At 68.4% G+C, this 14,323-nt stretch carries 13 protein-coding genes and 1 pseudogene; 8 read left to right on the top strand and 6 right to left on the bottom strand.

The window, feature by feature from the left end; all coding sequences use genetic code 11:
* Positions 1-32 precede the first annotated feature (32 nt).
* Together cgi121 and HTZ84_RS17710 are read right to left on the bottom strand one after the other, a co-directional pair.
* Entirely contained in the window at positions 33-581 is a 549-nt protein-coding gene (gene cgi121, locus HTZ84_RS17705; RefSeq protein ID WP_174681886.1) for a KEOPS complex subunit Cgi121, read from the bottom strand.
* A pseudogene (locus tag HTZ84_RS17710) lies at positions 581-2,777 on the bottom strand (DEAD/DEAH box helicase). The gene cgi121 and the pseudogene HTZ84_RS17710 overlap by 1 nt, the downstream one beginning before the upstream one ends.
* Before the next feature lie 148 nt (positions 2,778-2,925).
* Here HTZ84_RS17710 and HTZ84_RS17715 point away from each other — a divergent pair.
* On the top strand, positions 2,926-4,173 hold the full coding sequence (locus tag HTZ84_RS17715; RefSeq protein ID WP_174681887.1) for a magnesium transporter: 1,248 nt from the start codon (positions 2,926-2,928) through the stop codon (positions 4,171-4,173).
* 171 nt (positions 4,174-4,344) lie between these two features.
* Positions 4,345-4,806 carry a universal stress protein gene (locus HTZ84_RS17720; protein WP_394353282.1) on the top strand — a complete coding sequence of 154 codons (462 nt, stop codon included), beginning with the start codon at positions 4,345-4,347 and terminating at the stop codon, positions 4,804-4,806.
* Positions 4,807-4,827: 21 nt separating this feature from the next.
* Here HTZ84_RS17720 and HTZ84_RS17725 read toward each other — a convergent pair whose 3' ends face one another.
* Positions 4,828-6,036, bottom strand: a complete 1,209-nt coding sequence (locus HTZ84_RS17725) for an inorganic phosphate transporter (RefSeq protein ID WP_174681888.1) — start codon at positions 6,034-6,036, stop codon at positions 4,828-4,830.
* 89 nt (positions 6,037-6,125) lie between these two features.
* Positions 6,126-7,073 carry a class I SAM-dependent methyltransferase gene (locus HTZ84_RS17730; protein ID WP_174681889.1) on the bottom strand — a complete coding sequence of 316 codons (948 nt, stop codon included), beginning with the start codon at positions 7,071-7,073 and terminating at the stop codon, positions 6,126-6,128.
* A 263-nt stretch (positions 7,074-7,336) separates the two neighbouring features.
* On the opposite strand from HTZ84_RS17730, the gene HTZ84_RS17735 reads away from it, so the two are divergent.
* Positions 7,337-7,582, top strand: coding sequence for a ferredoxin (locus HTZ84_RS17735; protein ID WP_174681890.1), 246 nt, complete (start codon positions 7,337-7,339; stop codon positions 7,580-7,582).
* A gap of 339 nt (positions 7,583-7,921) precedes the next feature.
* Positions 7,922-9,031 (top strand): carbohydrate-binding protein, encoded by a 1,110-nt coding sequence (locus tag HTZ84_RS23055; protein ID WP_174681891.1) that lies wholly within the window; start codon positions 7,922-7,924, stop codon positions 9,029-9,031.
* A gap of 36 nt (positions 9,032-9,067) precedes the next feature.
* Here the strand turns inward: HTZ84_RS23055 and HTZ84_RS17745 are convergent, their stop codons facing one another.
* Positions 9,068-9,721: a helix-turn-helix domain-containing protein gene (locus HTZ84_RS17745; protein WP_174681892.1), complete on the bottom strand. Its 654-nt coding sequence runs from the start codon at positions 9,719-9,721 to the stop codon at positions 9,068-9,070.
* A gap of 81 nt (positions 9,722-9,802) precedes the next feature.
* Here HTZ84_RS17745 and HTZ84_RS17750 point away from each other — a divergent pair, with 81 nt between their 5' ends.
* Complete coding sequence (locus HTZ84_RS17750; RefSeq protein ID WP_174681893.1) at positions 9,803-11,143, top strand: cytochrome P450; 1,341 nt, start codon at positions 9,803-9,805, stop codon at positions 11,141-11,143.
* Between the two features lie 72 nt (positions 11,144-11,215).
* On the opposite strand, the gene mdh is transcribed toward HTZ84_RS17750, so the two are convergent.
* Positions 11,216-12,130 (bottom strand): malate dehydrogenase, encoded by a 915-nt coding sequence (gene mdh, locus HTZ84_RS17755; protein WP_174681894.1) that lies wholly within the window; start codon positions 12,128-12,130, stop codon positions 11,216-11,218.
* 310 nt (positions 12,131-12,440) lie between these two features.
* On the opposite strand from mdh, the gene HTZ84_RS17760 reads away from it, so the two are divergent.
* From HTZ84_RS17760 to HTZ84_RS17770, 3 genes are read left to right on the top strand one after another with little or no spacing between them, the layout of a single operon-like run.
* Positions 12,441-12,962 (top strand): LOG family protein, encoded by a 522-nt coding sequence (locus tag HTZ84_RS17760; RefSeq protein WP_174681895.1) that lies wholly within the window; start codon positions 12,441-12,443, stop codon positions 12,960-12,962.
* Between the two features lie 59 nt (positions 12,963-13,021).
* Positions 13,022-13,465 carry a GNAT family N-acetyltransferase gene (locus tag HTZ84_RS17765; protein ID WP_174681896.1) on the top strand — a complete coding sequence of 148 codons (444 nt, stop codon included), beginning with the start codon at positions 13,022-13,024 and terminating at the stop codon, positions 13,463-13,465.
* A gap of 50 nt (positions 13,466-13,515) precedes the next feature.
* Positions 13,516-14,310 carry an Sjogren's syndrome/scleroderma autoantigen 1 family protein gene (locus HTZ84_RS17770; RefSeq protein WP_174681897.1) on the top strand — a complete coding sequence of 265 codons (795 nt, stop codon included), beginning with the start codon at positions 13,516-13,518 and terminating at the stop codon, positions 14,308-14,310.
* The last annotated feature ends 13 nt before the right edge of the window (positions 14,311-14,323 follow it).

Below are 14,323 nucleotides of genomic sequence, written 5' to 3' on the forward strand. Positions count from 1 at the left end.
CGATCGCGATTTCCGCTCTCGCCCGATACCGACTATTTCTCGACCTCGAGCAAGGCCACTCGCTCCCGAACCAGCGCCGACAGCGAGGCGTCGGTCGCCCCGCGCTCGGCGTCGGTGATCTCGAAGAACGAACACAGCGTCTCTTCGTCGGGCTCCTCGAGCGTCGGTTCGGTCGCGACGACGGCTGCGAGGTCTGCGACGGCCTCGAGGGAAGCCGTTTCGTCGGCGTCGGCGTTCCCGTCCCCGTCGCTGCGAACCCCTTCGTTTCCGGTGGAATCCTCGTCAACGAGGACCACGGCCCTGGTCTCGCCCTCGTCGACGCCCATCTCGAGGGCGCGGTCGATCTGGCGGCGGCCGGCGGCGTACAGCAGGATCTCGACGGCCCGATCGCGAGCGACGTTCTCGCCGCGGGCGATGGCCCGATCGGCCAGATCGACGGCCCGCTCGAGGTGGGCCCGGCCGGCGACGTAGCGGGCGTCGAAGGCCTGAATCGTTACGTCGTGGCGGTCGCCGATCGCACCGAGGTCGGCGACGAACGCGTCGAGGTCGTCGATCGAGAGGGTACACTCCAGGAGCTCCATCAGAAATCACCCAGACTGGACTGGCTGTCGTCCGATTCGGTTCGTGCCGCCGCCGCTTCGTCGCCGCCGTTCGAGTCTCCGGTGTCCGCACCGTCTACGTCGATGCCGGCCGGCTCGACGCCGTCCATCGAGGGGTCCTCGCGACCGGCGTTCTCGAGGATGTTCTCGGCCGTCTTTTCGCCTTTGAGAACGCTCAGTACGACGCCCTTGTCGGCGGTCCGCAGGTCCGCGGGCTCCTCGATACCCGCGTCGTAGAGCCGACGGGCGCGCTTGCGGCCCACGCCGCCGACGCTGACGAGTTCGAGCAGCTCCTCACCGACGCCGTGTTCGACGCGGGCGCGGGCCTCGCGGACGGCGACGGTCCACTCGCTGTCGATCTCCGCGGCCAGCGACTCGGCGGCGCCGAGCAGCCACTCGGCGGTGTCGACCTTCCCGCGGAGGTCGCCGGGACCGATCTTGTACCGGTCCGTGATCGTCTCCTCCTCGGTCTCCTCGGCCCAGTCCTCGAGCAGTTTGCCCGTCTTCAGCGCGGCCAGCCAGTCCTCGAAGCGGTCCTCCTCGTACTCGCTGGGGGCGTCGCCGAGCAGTTCGGTCTGGCGCTCGTAGAAGAGCTCGCCGAATTTCTCGTCCTCGCCCGAGCGCAGGTAGAGTTCGTACATGTCCGGCGTCCGCGAGACCAGCTGGTAGAGACCGAGCGCGGTCGGGCGCTCGTCGGCCCGCTCTAAGCCGTGGACGATCTCGGCGGCGCTCATCGGATCGAGGTAGAGCCGCGAGACGCTGTGGCCGAGGCTGGTGGCCTCGAGGGTCTCCTCGCGCTTTGCCGCCTGCTGTTCGGCGAGGTCGGCGGCGGAGGTGAACGGGCCGTCGTCGCTGCCGTCCGCTTCGTCGCTACTGCTGTCCCGCTCCCGTTCGATGAAGTCGTTCCGCTCGAGGTAGTCAAGCACGTCGTCGGTTACCGACTCGAGTCGGCCCGCCTCGCTCGACTGGCTCGCGTAGAGAGTGGCCTCGAGGAACTCGAGGAGTCCGCCGCGCGTGCGGGCGAAGCCGGAGGCGATGGTCGCGAGCACGTGGGTCCGCAGGGCGGGTTCGGCCGCCAGCTTCGAGCGGACCGGCTCGGGGTCGGCCCAGATGTAGCGGTCGAACAGCTCCTCGCTCTCGTCGTGGCTCTTCGCGAGCAGGACGGCCTCGCCGTAGGGGTCGAGCCCCGGACGGCCCGCCCGACCCATCATCTGGTGGACCTCGAGGACGTCGAGCGGGGCCATCCCGCCCGCGCTGGGGTCGAAGCGCCGCCAGTCGCGGACGATGACTCGCCGGGCGGGCGTGTTCACGCCGGCGGCGAGCGTCGGCGTCGCCGAGATCACCTTCAGCAGGCGGTCGCGGAAGGCGTCCTCGACGAGCGAGCGCTGGGTGCGCGCCCTCGGCGTTGCGCCGGGAGTTGACGAAGACGAGCGAGGACCCCCCTTCCCGGAGGATGTCGCGAACGAGCGCGGCCTCCTGCTTCTCCGACCCCTCGACGGGAACCTCCCTGGTCGAGCCGTCGTCGAAGTTCAGGGCGTTGCCGTAGTGGACCCCCATCTGGAGGTCGATCGGTCGCCAGTCGGTATCCACGAGGGCGGCGTCGAGCCAGTCGGCGATCTCGTCGGCGTTGCCGACGGTCGCCGAGAGGGCGACGACCTGCATCCCCGGGTTCAACCGGCGGAGCTTCGCGAGGGTGACCTCGAGGGTCGGCCCTCGGTTGCGGTCGTCGATGAGGTGGACCTCGTCGCTGACGACGCAGGTCAGCTCGGAGAGCCAGTCGGCGCCGTTTCGCACCAGCGAGTCGACCTTCTCGCTCGTCGCGACGATGATGTCCTTCGTCGCGAGCCAGTCGTCGGTGCTCTCGTAGTTTCCGGTCGTGACGCCGACGGTGACGCCGAACTCCTCGTAGGCCTCGAACTCCTCCTTTTTCTCGCTGGCGAGGGCTCGCAGGGGAACGATGTAGAGCGCCTTCCCGCCGCGCTGGATCGCCGACAGCATCGAGAGCGCGGCGATCATCGTCTTCCCGCTGGCGGTCGGGACGGCCGCGACGAGGTTCTCCCCGTCGGTCGCGCCGGCCTCGACCGCCTCGGCCTGGGGCGGGTAGAGCTCCTCGATTCCCTCCCCCCGGAAGTGGTCGGTCGCGCCGGGCGGGAGCCCCGTCAGCTCCTCGAGATTCATTATCCGTCCTTGGCGCGTCCCGCGGTTTAAAGTATCGTCTCAGCACCGCTGCTCGCGAGGGGAGTTTCTCAGGGAGCCAACGCCACACCGTCGTCCGATTTCTATCCGCTACCCCAACCGTTTAGGACGACGTGAAGGTCTTCGACGTATGGCCGAACAGCTAACGGACGTCCAGCAGGCGATCGCGACGTCGTCGACGCCGGCCGCGGAGTTCCAGCGGCTGTCCCGAAGCCGCCAGCGGGAGGTGTTCTTCCTCCTCCCGGAGACGATCCAGCAGTCGCTCGTCGAGGACATGGACCCCGACCAGTTGCGGGAGTTCGTCCGGCGACTCGACCCCGACGAAGTGACGGATATTCTCGCACTGGCGGCCGAAGACACGCGGACGGCCGTGCTCCGGCGACTCGACGAGGACCGCCGAGAGCGCGTCGAGTACCTCCTCGGATTCAGTTCCGAGAGCGCCGCCGGCCTCATGCACCTCGACTACGTCACCGTCGACGCCGACCGCGGCCTCGAGGAGATTTCGAACCGCGTCCAGCGCCACGAGGCCCGGACCGGCCGGATCCCGACCATCTTCGTCACCGAGGACGGGGAACTCCTCGGCGAACTGCCCGGACAGGTACTGGCGATGAGCGACGACGGTCCGGTGGAGCTTCGCGACCACGTCCTCGAGACGCCCACGGTCGCGTACGACGCGGCCGACGAGGAGGTCCTCGACGTGTTCCGGGAGCATCCCGAGAGCTCCGTGGCCGTCCTGGACGACGACGGCTCCGTCATGGGCGTCATCTACGCGGAAGACCTCCTCCGGGTCGTCGAGGAGGAGGCGACCGAGACGCTCTACGAGTTCACGGGCGTCCAGGAAGAGGAGAGCATCCTCGACGGCCCGCTCTCGAAGGTCCGGTACCGGTACAAGTGGCTGATCATCAACCTCGGGACGGCGTTCCTGGCTGCCGGCGCGGTCGGCTTCTTCGAGGACACGATCGCGGCGTTCACGCTGCTGGCGGTGTACATGCCGGTCGTCGCCGGGATGGGCGGGAACGCCGGCACGCAGTCGATGGCCGTGACCGTCCGCGGGATCGCCCTCGATCAGATCTCGCTGTCGACCGGGGGTCGAGCCGTCGTCAACGAGATCATCGCCGGCGCCGCGAACGGCCTCATCACGGGCGTCCTCGTCGCCGTCATCGCGTCGGTGTTCAACCAGAGCCCCCTCCTGGGGCTCGTGCTCGGCGTGTCCATGGTGTTGAACCTCGTCATCGCCGGCTTCTTCGGAACGACCATCCCGCTGGTCCTCGACAAGATCGGGAAGGACCCGGCGACGTCGGCGACGATCTTCATCACGACGATGACCGACGTCCTCGGCTTTTTCATCTTCCTCGGACTGGCGAAGGCCGTCCTCTGAGGCGGTCTCATCGCCGTTTCGACGGCTGCGTTTTTCACACTCTCGGCGACTCGAGTACCTCGCAAGCGACTCGAGCGTGTCGACCGACTCGAGGACGGTAACCGAACGCCGACCGTCGAGTCGCCGCTCGTCGTCCCGCGATCGGTCGGCGACGATACCGGCGATAGACCGATGGCCGTGGCGACCGAACCCGTCCCCATGATCGATCCCGACCGCGTCCTCGTTCCGACGCTCGGCCGTCCGCGGGAGGACGAGGCGCTGGCCTACGCCCTCGAGACGTTCCCCGACGCCGAGATCACTCTGCTGGCGGTCGTGACCCCGCTGGACGCGCCGCTCAGCGAGGGCGGCGTCTTGGAGCGAAGCGAGGACCGCTCGTCGCAGGCGCGGTCAAGCGCGGCCGACCTGCTCGAGTCGGTCGCGGGACCGACCGCGACGGCGCGGGTTCGAGTCGAGGCGGTCGAGGGACGGCCCGGAACGATCATCCCGCAGTACGCGAGCGACGCGGACGTCGACCACGTCGTCATGTACGGCCACGGGTCCGACACGCGCGGTTTCGTTCGGCGGTTTCTCGGCCGGGGAATCGCCGCGACCGTCGTCGAACGGACCTCGCGTCCGGTGACGGTCCTCGAGTGAGACGCCGGTTCCCGAACGGGATCACCCGCCGATGACGGCCGCGAGCAGGCGGTAGAGCCCGTAGCCGACCGCGGTCGAACTCCCGAGCGTCAGCAGCCAGAAGGTGATCGTGACGCCGATCTTCCGGCGGGAGACGCCGGCCGAACCGCCGGCCAGCCCGCCGCCGATGACCCCCGAGAGGACGATGTTGTTCAGCGAGATCGGAATCCCGAGCGCGATCGCCAGCTGCGCGACGATAAAGCCCGGCACGAGCGCGGCGATCGAGCGCCGGACCCCGAGCTGGGCGTACTCCCGCGAAGTCGCCTGTAGCAGGCGCGGCGCGGCCATCCAGGCGCCCGCGAGGATGCCGGTCGCGCCGAGCGCCAGCAGGACGATTCCCGGCAGGCCGAGTTCCGTCCGAAAGAGGTTCTCGAGCGGCCCCGTCGCGAGGCCGACCTGCGAGCCGCCCGAGGAGAAGGCGACGATGCCGCCGAGAACGAGCAGGAACGAGCGGATGCCGTCCTCGACGGAGTCGCGAACCCGTTCGCGGACCCAGTAGAACGCGAGGGCGCCGACGCCGACCGTCACGAGGGCGGTGCCGAGGTCGAACTCGCCGACGAGCGCCGGGCCGCCGCCGAACCGCCGGGCGACGAATCCGGCGAGGGTTCCCTGCTCGGCGGTCGGATCGGGGATCACCCCGAGCCGGACGTTCGCGACGATGGCGCCGACGATGCCGGCCAGCAGCGGGACCCCGGTCGTCTCGGGGACGTCGTCGCGCCGCAGGACCGTCGCCGTCGCGTACGCCAGCCCGCCGGACATGATCGGCACCAGCGCCCAGAAGATCCCGAGTCGACGGTAGGTCGCCACGGCCGGATCGCCGCCCAGCGAGAGGCCGACGCCGACCATCGCGCCCGTCGTCGCGAACGCGGCGGGGATCGGATACCGCGTGTAGATCCCGATCGCCATGAACGTCGCCGCCGTCAGCAGGCCGGCGGTGGCGGCCAGCGGCGTGATCGCGACGCCGTCGATGAGATCCGCGCCGACCGTCTCGGAGATGCTCCCGCCCTGCATGAGCGCCCCCGCGGCCGCGAGCAGCCCGATTACGAACGCGGCCTGCATCGTCGAGATCGCGTTCGCGCCGATCGCGGGCGCGAAGGGCGGCGAGTTGCTGTTGGCCCCGAGTACCCACGACATGAACAGACAGGTGAGGATCGCAGTCCCGACGAGTATCGTAGACGACAGTGCGACCATTTCGTCTCGTACCGCGTCGTTCCACGACCCGCTGGAAAAGCGTTGGCTCGAGGACGGTTCCGGAGACGTGCGACGGACGCGGTTCCCGCTTACTCGCTCTCGAGGGACGGCTTTCCCAGTACCGCACGGTAATGAGCGTCTCCGTCGGCCCGGAGCACGTCGCGGACGCGCCACGGCGTTTCGGCGGTCGCCTCGCGGAGTCGAGCGGGCGAGCACAGCAGGAAGTGGAGCGTCCGACCGATCTCGCGGTACCGCTCGCCGTCGGCGTCTTCGCCCTCGAACTCGAGGTGAAAACACCGGTGGGCGATTCCCTCGCGGGGATCCGACCGGTACCCGAAGCAGTCGTCCAGCCGGGTCGGATCGTAGTTGTCGACGACGGCCGTCGCCTCGTCGGCCGTGACGCGGGCGAACTCCCGAAGTAACTCGCGAATCCCGGCCAGCGAGCCGCCCAGGCCCAACTGCGTGCCGACGGCGTGGACGGCCCCGAACGCGTCCGTCGGCACCGGCAGGGCGAACATATCGCCGACGAGCACGTCCTCGAGACCCCGCTCCGCGGCTTCGCCGTCTTCTCGCGGGCTGGGGGACGGCTTCGCCGTTCCGTTCGAGGCGGCTCCACCGCCTCGCAGCCCGCTCGAACGGTGCGTGGAGCGTCGCTCCACGCAACTCCGCCTCGAGGTCCTGCGGACCTCGAACCGCTCGCGGGCCGTCAGTACCGCGTTCGGACTCGCGTCGACGCCGACGGCACGGACGTCGCGGTCGGCCCACCACAGGAGGTGGTTCCCCGCGCCACAGCCCACGTCGAGGATCGGCTCGCGGTCGGCCAGTCGCTCGAGGGCCTCGATCGTCGGTCGGTCCCAGGACTCGCTGGACGAGAAATAGAACGCCTCGACGTTGCCGTCCCGAGTGGCAGCGCCGTCGCGATAGACGAGTTCCCCCGGTTCGTCGCGGTGGTGTGCGAGCATCGCTCGGCCGAGCGGATCGGCCACCGCCCGCATCTCGTCGCGATCCCCCGCCGGTCGGGTGCGCTCTCGATCCATGTTCGAATCGACGATCCGATCGATACTAATATTTTGGTGACATTTGTTTAACGATAACACTAAACACGTCTCCCGACCGCTACCGATTTACGACGATCGATCCAACTTCCACGCATGAAGGTCGAATTCGACGAGGACGTCTGTATCGGGATGTACCAGACGATCCGATCGATACTAATATTTTGGTGACATTTGTTTAACGATAACACTAAACACGTCTCCCGACCGCTACCGATTTACGACGATCGATCCAACTTCCACGCATGAAGGTCGAATTCGACGAGGACGTCTGTATCGGGATGTACCAGTGCGTCGCCGAGTGGAGCGAGTTCGAGAAGGACACGTCGAAGGGGAAAGCGGTCCTGAACGACTCGGAGGAGGTCGAGGACGGACTCTTCGTCCGCGAGGTCCCCGAGGGGTCGGAACTGGACGCGAAGTTCGCCGCTCGCACGTGTCCCGTCGACGCGATCAAGATCTACGACGACGACGGCGAGCAGTTGATCCCCTGACGGCCGCGGCCGACGAGCGCCACTCGAGTGGATCGCCCTCCTTCCGTCTCGCACCGATCTTCGAGTCACCGTCTCGAGTCGTCAACCGCTCGTTCTCGCCGCACGCGATCGTCACCGACCGCCGATGGACTGACCTGGTGATCGCTCGAGCGACCGGACGACGCCCGCTCCCTCGTTAGTCGAGCGCGTTTCGACCATCGATACGATTTTTGCGGAACTAATATTTTGGCCTAGTTTTATTATATTAATACGCGCCGTTATCGATCGAACCCTGCTCGACGAGCGTCGAGGCGCACGGTCGTCGACCGGATTCGACGGCGATGGCGCGCGGAGAAACCCATGTCACGAGAGATCGACGAGACCGGCGAGACGAACCGCAACATCGAGACGACGAACGCCCGGACGCCCGTCCGAAACTCCCGCCGACGCTTCCTGCAACTCGGGGCCAGCGCGCTCGCGGCGACGACACTCGGTGCTTCGAGCGTCGCCGCTCGGGACGCGGTCACCGAGGCGTGTGGCTCGTCCGATACCCTCGACGTCGGCGACGGCGACTTCCTGCTCATCAACAACGAGTGGGGCGCCGACGTCGATATGTGCATCTGGGCCGCGGACGACGGGACCTACGGCTACGAGTGGGCGACCAGAACGGCCGGCGGCGAACCCAACTATCCCGAGGTACTCCTCGGCACCAAGCCGTGGGGGACCGAGAGCGGCGTCGACGCGTTCCCCGTCCCCCGCGGCGACGTCGACGAACTCGAGTTGACGTTCGACGTCGACGTCGACATCGACGGCGAGAACTGGAACCTCGCCGAGGAGTGGTGGCTCATGGACGGCGAACCGAACCCGGACGGCCCGCACACCCACGAGATCATGCTGGTCTTGGACTGGGGCGACGAGCACGGCCACGGCGACCCGGTCGCGCCGGGGGCTATCGAGGACGCTCACGGGAACGCCATCGACCACTGGATAAGCTACGACTCAGGCGGCACCGACGCTGACTTCCACATCTTCCGACTCGCCGATCCCACCACCTCGGGCACGGTCGACCTCACGGCCATCATGTCCTACGTCGAGACCGAGATCGGCGGCGTGAGCGACGACCTCCTGCTCAGCGGCATCGAAGTCGGCAACGAGTACTGGTCCGGGACGAGCGGCGACGTCACGTTCGACACCCTCGACGTCGCGATCAACGGGCGGACGTACTCGAGCGGCGACGGGTCGACGGTCGACGACGGAGACGGCAGTGATGGAGACAGCAGCGATGGAGACGGAAGCGACGGAGACAACGACGCTGGCGGTGACCGCGACGTTCCCGCGTGGACTCCCGACGAGATCTACACCGCAGGCGATCGGGTGAACCACGACGGCGCCGTCTGGGAAGCGCAGTGGTGGACTCGCGGGCAGGAACCCCGCGACGAGGCGTGGTACGTCTGGCAGCGCGTCGAGTGACCGTCCACTCCGCGGCTGCGTGACGCCGGTTCGATCTCACTCCCCCAGCGCCGCGTCGACCAGTTCCGACTCGACCGTCCGGAGCAGCGTCGACGCCGCGCTCTCCGAACAGTCCAGTTCGGCGGCGACCTCGGCCAGCGACCCCGTTCGCGGGACGTCGAAGTAGCCCAGTTCCTGCGCGGTCTCGAGCGCCTCGAACTGGCGGGCGGTGAGCCGTCCCGCGAGCGTCTCCGCGCGACGCTGGTGTTCGCTCACGCGCCGGACCTCGACGCCGACGCCGTCGGGAATGCGCTCGAGCAGCGTCGGCATCGCTTCGGGATCGCCGAGAACGGTGATGTGGACGCTCTCCCGGCCCGTGTATACCATCGGTGGGACGATCACGAGGCCGGGTAGATCGAACGCCTCGAGGAGCGTCACGTCGGAGCTCCGGAGGTCCATCTCCACGTAGCCGTAGAACGTGTCGGCGTCGACCGGCGTGAGGTCGTACCGGTACATGTGCTCGAGGTCGTCGGCCAGATCGCCGAGCACGTCGGGGTCACCGACGATCAGCGACAGGAAGCGGATTCGCCGGGCCTCGCGGTCGATCTCCCAGGAGAGCACCTCCTCGCGCCGGACCGACTCGAGGGTCGCCTCGGGGGCCGGCGACTGCATCGCGGGCGGGAGCCGAAGGGTGAGATCGGCCGATTGCACAGCGGACGTTCGACAGCCCTATATAAAGACGTTCAGTGCTTCGAACGAGCGACGATGTCCCGTCGGCGCGAACCGAGAGCTATGAGCGACACACGACCGTCGACGTCCTCGCTTCCGGGCCCCCGGGGCCTCCCGCTCGTCGGAAACACGATCTCGTTCGCCCGCGAACCGCTCGCGTTCCTCGAGGCGATCCGTGAGTACGGCGACCTCGCCCGGTACGAGGCGTTCGGTCGCGAGTTCGTCGTCGTGTCCCGCCCCGATCTCGTCGAGGCGGTGCTGGTCTCCCGGAGCGACGAGTTCTGGCGGGGATCGTTCGAACACGAGTTGGGCGAGGGTGTCGGTATCGAAGGCGTGTTCTTCTCCGAAGGCGAGCAGTGGCGACGGCAGCGACTGCTCTTACAGAACGCGTTCACGCCGGCGCGAATCGAATCGTACGCCGAGGTCATGGTCGACGAGACCGTCCGAGAAGTCGACAGCTGGCCCGAGGAAGAAGTCATCGATGTAAACGAGCGGCTGTCGGCGCTGACCCTCGGCGCGCTCACGCGATCGCTGTTCGCCCTCCCGCTCGAGGGCGACCGCGCCGACCGCGTGCGACGCTGGGTCGACGCCATGGGCGCGTACCTCGAAGCCGACTTCTTCGGCCCGGGTGCCGTGTTGCCGTCGTGGCTCCCGCGGCGAACCGAACGCGAGTACGAGCGCGCCACGGCCGACGTCGAAGCGCTCGTCGGGGAGCTCCTGACGGAGCGCCGGGAATCGGACGCCGAGGGCGACGACCTCCTCTCGCTGCTCGCGACGGCCGAGTATCCCGACGGAACCCGTCCCTCGGCCGACGAGATCTCCGATCAGTTGCTGACGTTCCTGCTCGCGGGCCACGAGACGACCGCGACCGCGCTCACCTACGCCTGCTGGTTCCTCGCGGCCGACGACGAAATTCGGGACCGGCTCGAGCGGGAGGTCGAGGCCGTCTGCGGCGACCGCGATCCGACGTTCGCCGATCTCCCCGAACTGACCGTCGCCGAGGCCGTCGGCCGTGAAGCGTTGCGACTCTATCCGCCGCTGCCGTTCCTCCACCGGGAGCCCCGCGAGCCGACCGCTCTCGACGGCGTCCGCGTCGGGCCCGGGACGACGATCCAGTTGAACATGTACGGGATCCACCGCGACGAGCGCTGGTGGGCGGCTCCCGATTCGTTCCGTCCGGAGCGCTGGCTCGACGACGCCGATCGACCCGAGTACGCAGCCTTCCCCTTCGGCGGGGGCCCGCGACACTGTATCGGCATGCGGTTCGCGATGACGGAGCTCAAACTGTCGCTGGCGACGATCGCGCGTCGGGTCCGGCTCGACCGCGTCTCGACGTCGCTCGAGCCGTCGATCGAGGTCTCGCTCGATCCCGGAACCGTCGAAATGCGGGTTCGCCGACCGTAGCCGCGGACGCTACGCGTCTCTTTACCCCCGGTGTCGACGAGAAAAGCGGGTTCGAAACCGAGACGACCGCGATTACGAGATCTCGTCGTACTGCTCGGAGAGCTTCTCGGCGGCCTCGCCGAGCTGGTTGCGCTCGAACTCGGTGAGGTCCCACTCGACGATCTCCTCGACGCCGTCCGAGCCGAGCTTGACGGGAACGCCGAAGGCGGCGTCCTCGTGGCCGTACTCGCCCTCGAGTTTGACGCTGCAGGGGAGCACCTCGCCGGTGTCGCGGACGATGGCCTCGACCGTGTGGCCGACGCCGGTCGCCGGACCCCACTGGGTCGCGCCCTTCTTTTCGATGACGTTCATCGCCGAGGTCTGGAGCTCGGAGAGCAGGTCGTCCTTCTCGTCCTCGTCGAACTCGGGGTCCTGCCCGTCGACTCGCACCTTGGAGAACACGGGGACCTGGGCGTCGCCGTGCTCGCCGAGGATCGTCGCCTCGACGTTCTGGACCGGCGCGTCGAAGCGCTGGGAGATCACGTAGCGGAAGCGGGCGGAGTCGAGCCGACCGCCGAAGCCGATCACCTTCTCGCGGGCCCGGTCGCCCGTCTCGTAGAGGTGGCGGTTGAGCAGGTCGACGGGGTTCGACGTGGTGACGGTGATGAAGTCGTCGTTGTGCTCGGCGATCGAGGAGCCGATGTCCTCCATGATCGGCGCGTTGTCGCCGGCCAGATCGATCCGGGTCTGGCCCGGCTGGCGCGGGATGCCGGCGGTGATGACGACGACGTCCGAGCCCGCGGTGTCCTCGTAGCCGCCCTGTCGGATCGTCGTGTTCGAATCGTAGGCCGCGCCGTGGTTGACGTCGGCGGCCTGGCCGATCGTGTCGTCTTCCTTGTCCGGAATGTCCACCAGAACGAGCTCGTCGGCGATGTCCCGAAGCGCGATGTTGTACGCCGCAGCGGCCCCGACCGTGCCGGCCGCTCCGACTACGCTAACTTTCGTCATACCACGTAAATCTCTACCACGCTACGCGTTAAATCCGTCGGAAACCGCTTCGTTACCCGGTTCAACGAGCTGTATTTCGACGATTGTCGACTGTCGCCGCACTCGTTTCGTTGCGTCCCAGCGAATTACACGAACCAGCACATCCTGCGCAGTTTCCGGGTTCAAATCCGACGTTCGTCGACCGGCGGCCTCGAGCCATTCCGGCGTCACCCCTCGAGCGCCCCGTCTCGAGGCCGACGAGCGCGGAAACGAACGCGACCGCCGAAGAGGAACCGAATCGATCATTGCCGATGCTCGCCGTCGATCGGGTATGCGCGTCAGCGTCATCGGCGGCGGTGCGATCACCGACGAACAGGCGGCCCGCGCGGAAGCCGTCGGGCGGGAACTCGGGGCCCGCGGCCACACGGTCGTCTGCGGCGGCCGCGGCGGGACGATGGAAGCCGTCTGTCGCGGCGCGAAAGCTGAGGGCGCCACGACGATCGGAATCCTCCCGAGCGACCGCACCGCACAGGCGAACGACTACGTCGACGTCCCGATCGCGACGGGGCTCGGCCACGCTCGGAACGCGCTCGTCCCCATGAACGGCGACGTTCGAAAATCGCTTCGCGATTTTCGTGCCAACCAGAAATCGGAGATTTCTGGTGACGCGGTAATCGCGCTCACCGGCGGCGTCGGGACCCTCTCGGAGATCGGCTTCGCGGGCATCTACGACCGACCCGTCGTCGGCCTCGAGACCCACGACGTCTCCGAGATCGACGTCGACCTCGAGACCGTCGAGACCCCCGAGGCGGCCGTCGACGCGGTCGAGGCGGCGCTCGCGGACCGTTTCTGACTCGCCCCCGCGCGAGGGAACCCGGTACCGTCTTTTCGACCGCGCGCCTCGAGTGTCGTATGTCCGCTGCAGACGACGGCGATACGGACGACGCCGATTCGTACCGGATTCGCGAGGACCTCCCCGATCCCGAGACGTTCGCCGCGCTGCGCGAGGCCGCCGGCATGCCGCCGCGCTCGCTCGAAGGGATCGAACGCGGCCTGCCGAACTCGCTGTACGGCGTCGTCGCGGTCCACGTCCCGACCGACGAGGTCGTCGGGATGGGCCGGATCGTCGGCGACGACGGCACCGTCTACCGGATCTCGGACATGGCGATCCGCCCCGAGCATCAGGGTCGGGGCCTCGGAACCCGGATCATGGAACGCCTCGAGGCCTATATCGAGGAAACCGCTCCGCCGCGGGCGTACGTGAACCTCGTGGCGGACGTCGACGGCTTCTACGAGCGGTTCGGGTTCGAGGAGACCCGGCCCGCCTCGAAGGGGATGTACCGTCGGACGGAGTAGCCCCGCTCCCCTTCGCAGCTTTTTCGACGTTCCATCGTCTCTAGACGACCATGAGCGACTTCGACAAGGAAGCCGAGCGCGAGAAACTCCGGGAGAAGTACGAGCGCGACCAGGAGGAGCGACAGGCCACCCAGCGCATGAGCGATCTGCTGCTCAAGGGCGCGACGATGACCAACGCCCACTGCGGCACCTGCGGCGACCCCCTGTTCCAGATGGACGGCACCACCTTCTGCCCGAGCTGTCACGGCAACCCCGACGCCGTCGAGGGGACGCAACTCGAGGCCCAATCGGCCGAGGAAGCCCCCGACGAGTCGGCCGACGGGACGGCCGCCGACCGCGAGCCGAGCCGCCAGGACTCGAGCCCGGCGGCCGGCGGTTCCGAGGGGGACGAGACCCCCGAAACCGACGCCGCGGCCGCGCGTCGGAACCGCCAGCGCGACCAACAGACGGGGAGTGCCGACGCGAGCGGGACCGCCGACTCGAGTCCGGCGGCCGACGAGACCGCGGCGGCCGAACCGGGAGCCGCGAGCGAGGAGCAACCGACCGCCGCCTCCGCGAGCGATCGGCAGCCGTCGACCGCCCGTTCGGCGGCCACGCGCTCGACCGACGCCGACCGCGAACGCTCCGCCCGATCGCCCGCCGGCGACCGGCGATCGATCGACGGCGCCGGGGCCGGCGGGGCCGCTCGGTCCGCCGACGGCGACCTCGAGGCCGCCCGCGACTCGCTCGTCGCGGCCCTCGAGAAGTTCGCCGGGAACGCCGCGGCGACGGACGACCCCCGCTACGCCCGGGAGTGTCTCGAGGCCGCCCGCGAGGCCGCCGAGACTCTCGAGACGCTGCGCTGATCGACGCTCTTCC

The sequence above is a fragment of the Haloterrigena gelatinilytica genome (assembly GCF_013342145.1).
Classification (GTDB): domain Archaea; phylum Halobacteriota; class Halobacteria; order Halobacteriales; family Natrialbaceae; genus Haloterrigena; species Haloterrigena gelatinilytica.

Coding starts and splice junctions, on each gene's coding strand:
- cgi121 (WP_174681886.1), bottom strand. CDS start 581: ATGGAGCTCCTGGAGTGTACCCTCTCGATCGACGACCTCGACGCGTTC.
- HTZ84_RS17715 (WP_174681887.1), top strand. CDS start 2,926: ATGGCCGAACAGCTAACGGACGTCCAGCAGGCGATCGCGACGTCGTCG.
- HTZ84_RS17720 (WP_394353282.1), top strand. CDS start 4,345: ATGGCCGTGGCGACCGAACCCGTCCCCATGATCGATCCCGACCGCGTC.
- HTZ84_RS17725 (WP_174681888.1), bottom strand. CDS start 6,036: ATGGTCGCACTGTCGTCTACGATACTCGTCGGGACTGCGATCCTCACC.
- HTZ84_RS17730 (WP_174681889.1), bottom strand. CDS start 7,073: ATGGATCGAGAGCGCACCCGACCGGCGGGGGATCGCGACGAGATGCGG.
- HTZ84_RS17735 (WP_174681890.1), top strand. CDS start 7,337: ATGAAGGTCGAATTCGACGAGGACGTCTGTATCGGGATGTACCAGTGC.
- HTZ84_RS23055 (WP_174681891.1), top strand. CDS start 7,922: ATGTCACGAGAGATCGACGAGACCGGCGAGACGAACCGCAACATCGAG.
- HTZ84_RS17750 (WP_174681893.1), top strand. CDS start 9,803: ATGAGCGACACACGACCGTCGACGTCCTCGCTTCCGGGCCCCCGGGGC.
- mdh (WP_174681894.1), bottom strand. CDS start 12,130: ATGACGAAAGTTAGCGTAGTCGGAGCGGCCGGCACGGTCGGGGCCGCT.
- HTZ84_RS17760 (WP_174681895.1), top strand. CDS start 12,441: ATGCGCGTCAGCGTCATCGGCGGCGGTGCGATCACCGACGAACAGGCG.
- HTZ84_RS17765 (WP_174681896.1), top strand. CDS start 13,022: ATGTCCGCTGCAGACGACGGCGATACGGACGACGCCGATTCGTACCGG.
- HTZ84_RS17770 (WP_174681897.1), top strand. CDS start 13,516: ATGAGCGACTTCGACAAGGAAGCCGAGCGCGAGAAACTCCGGGAGAAG.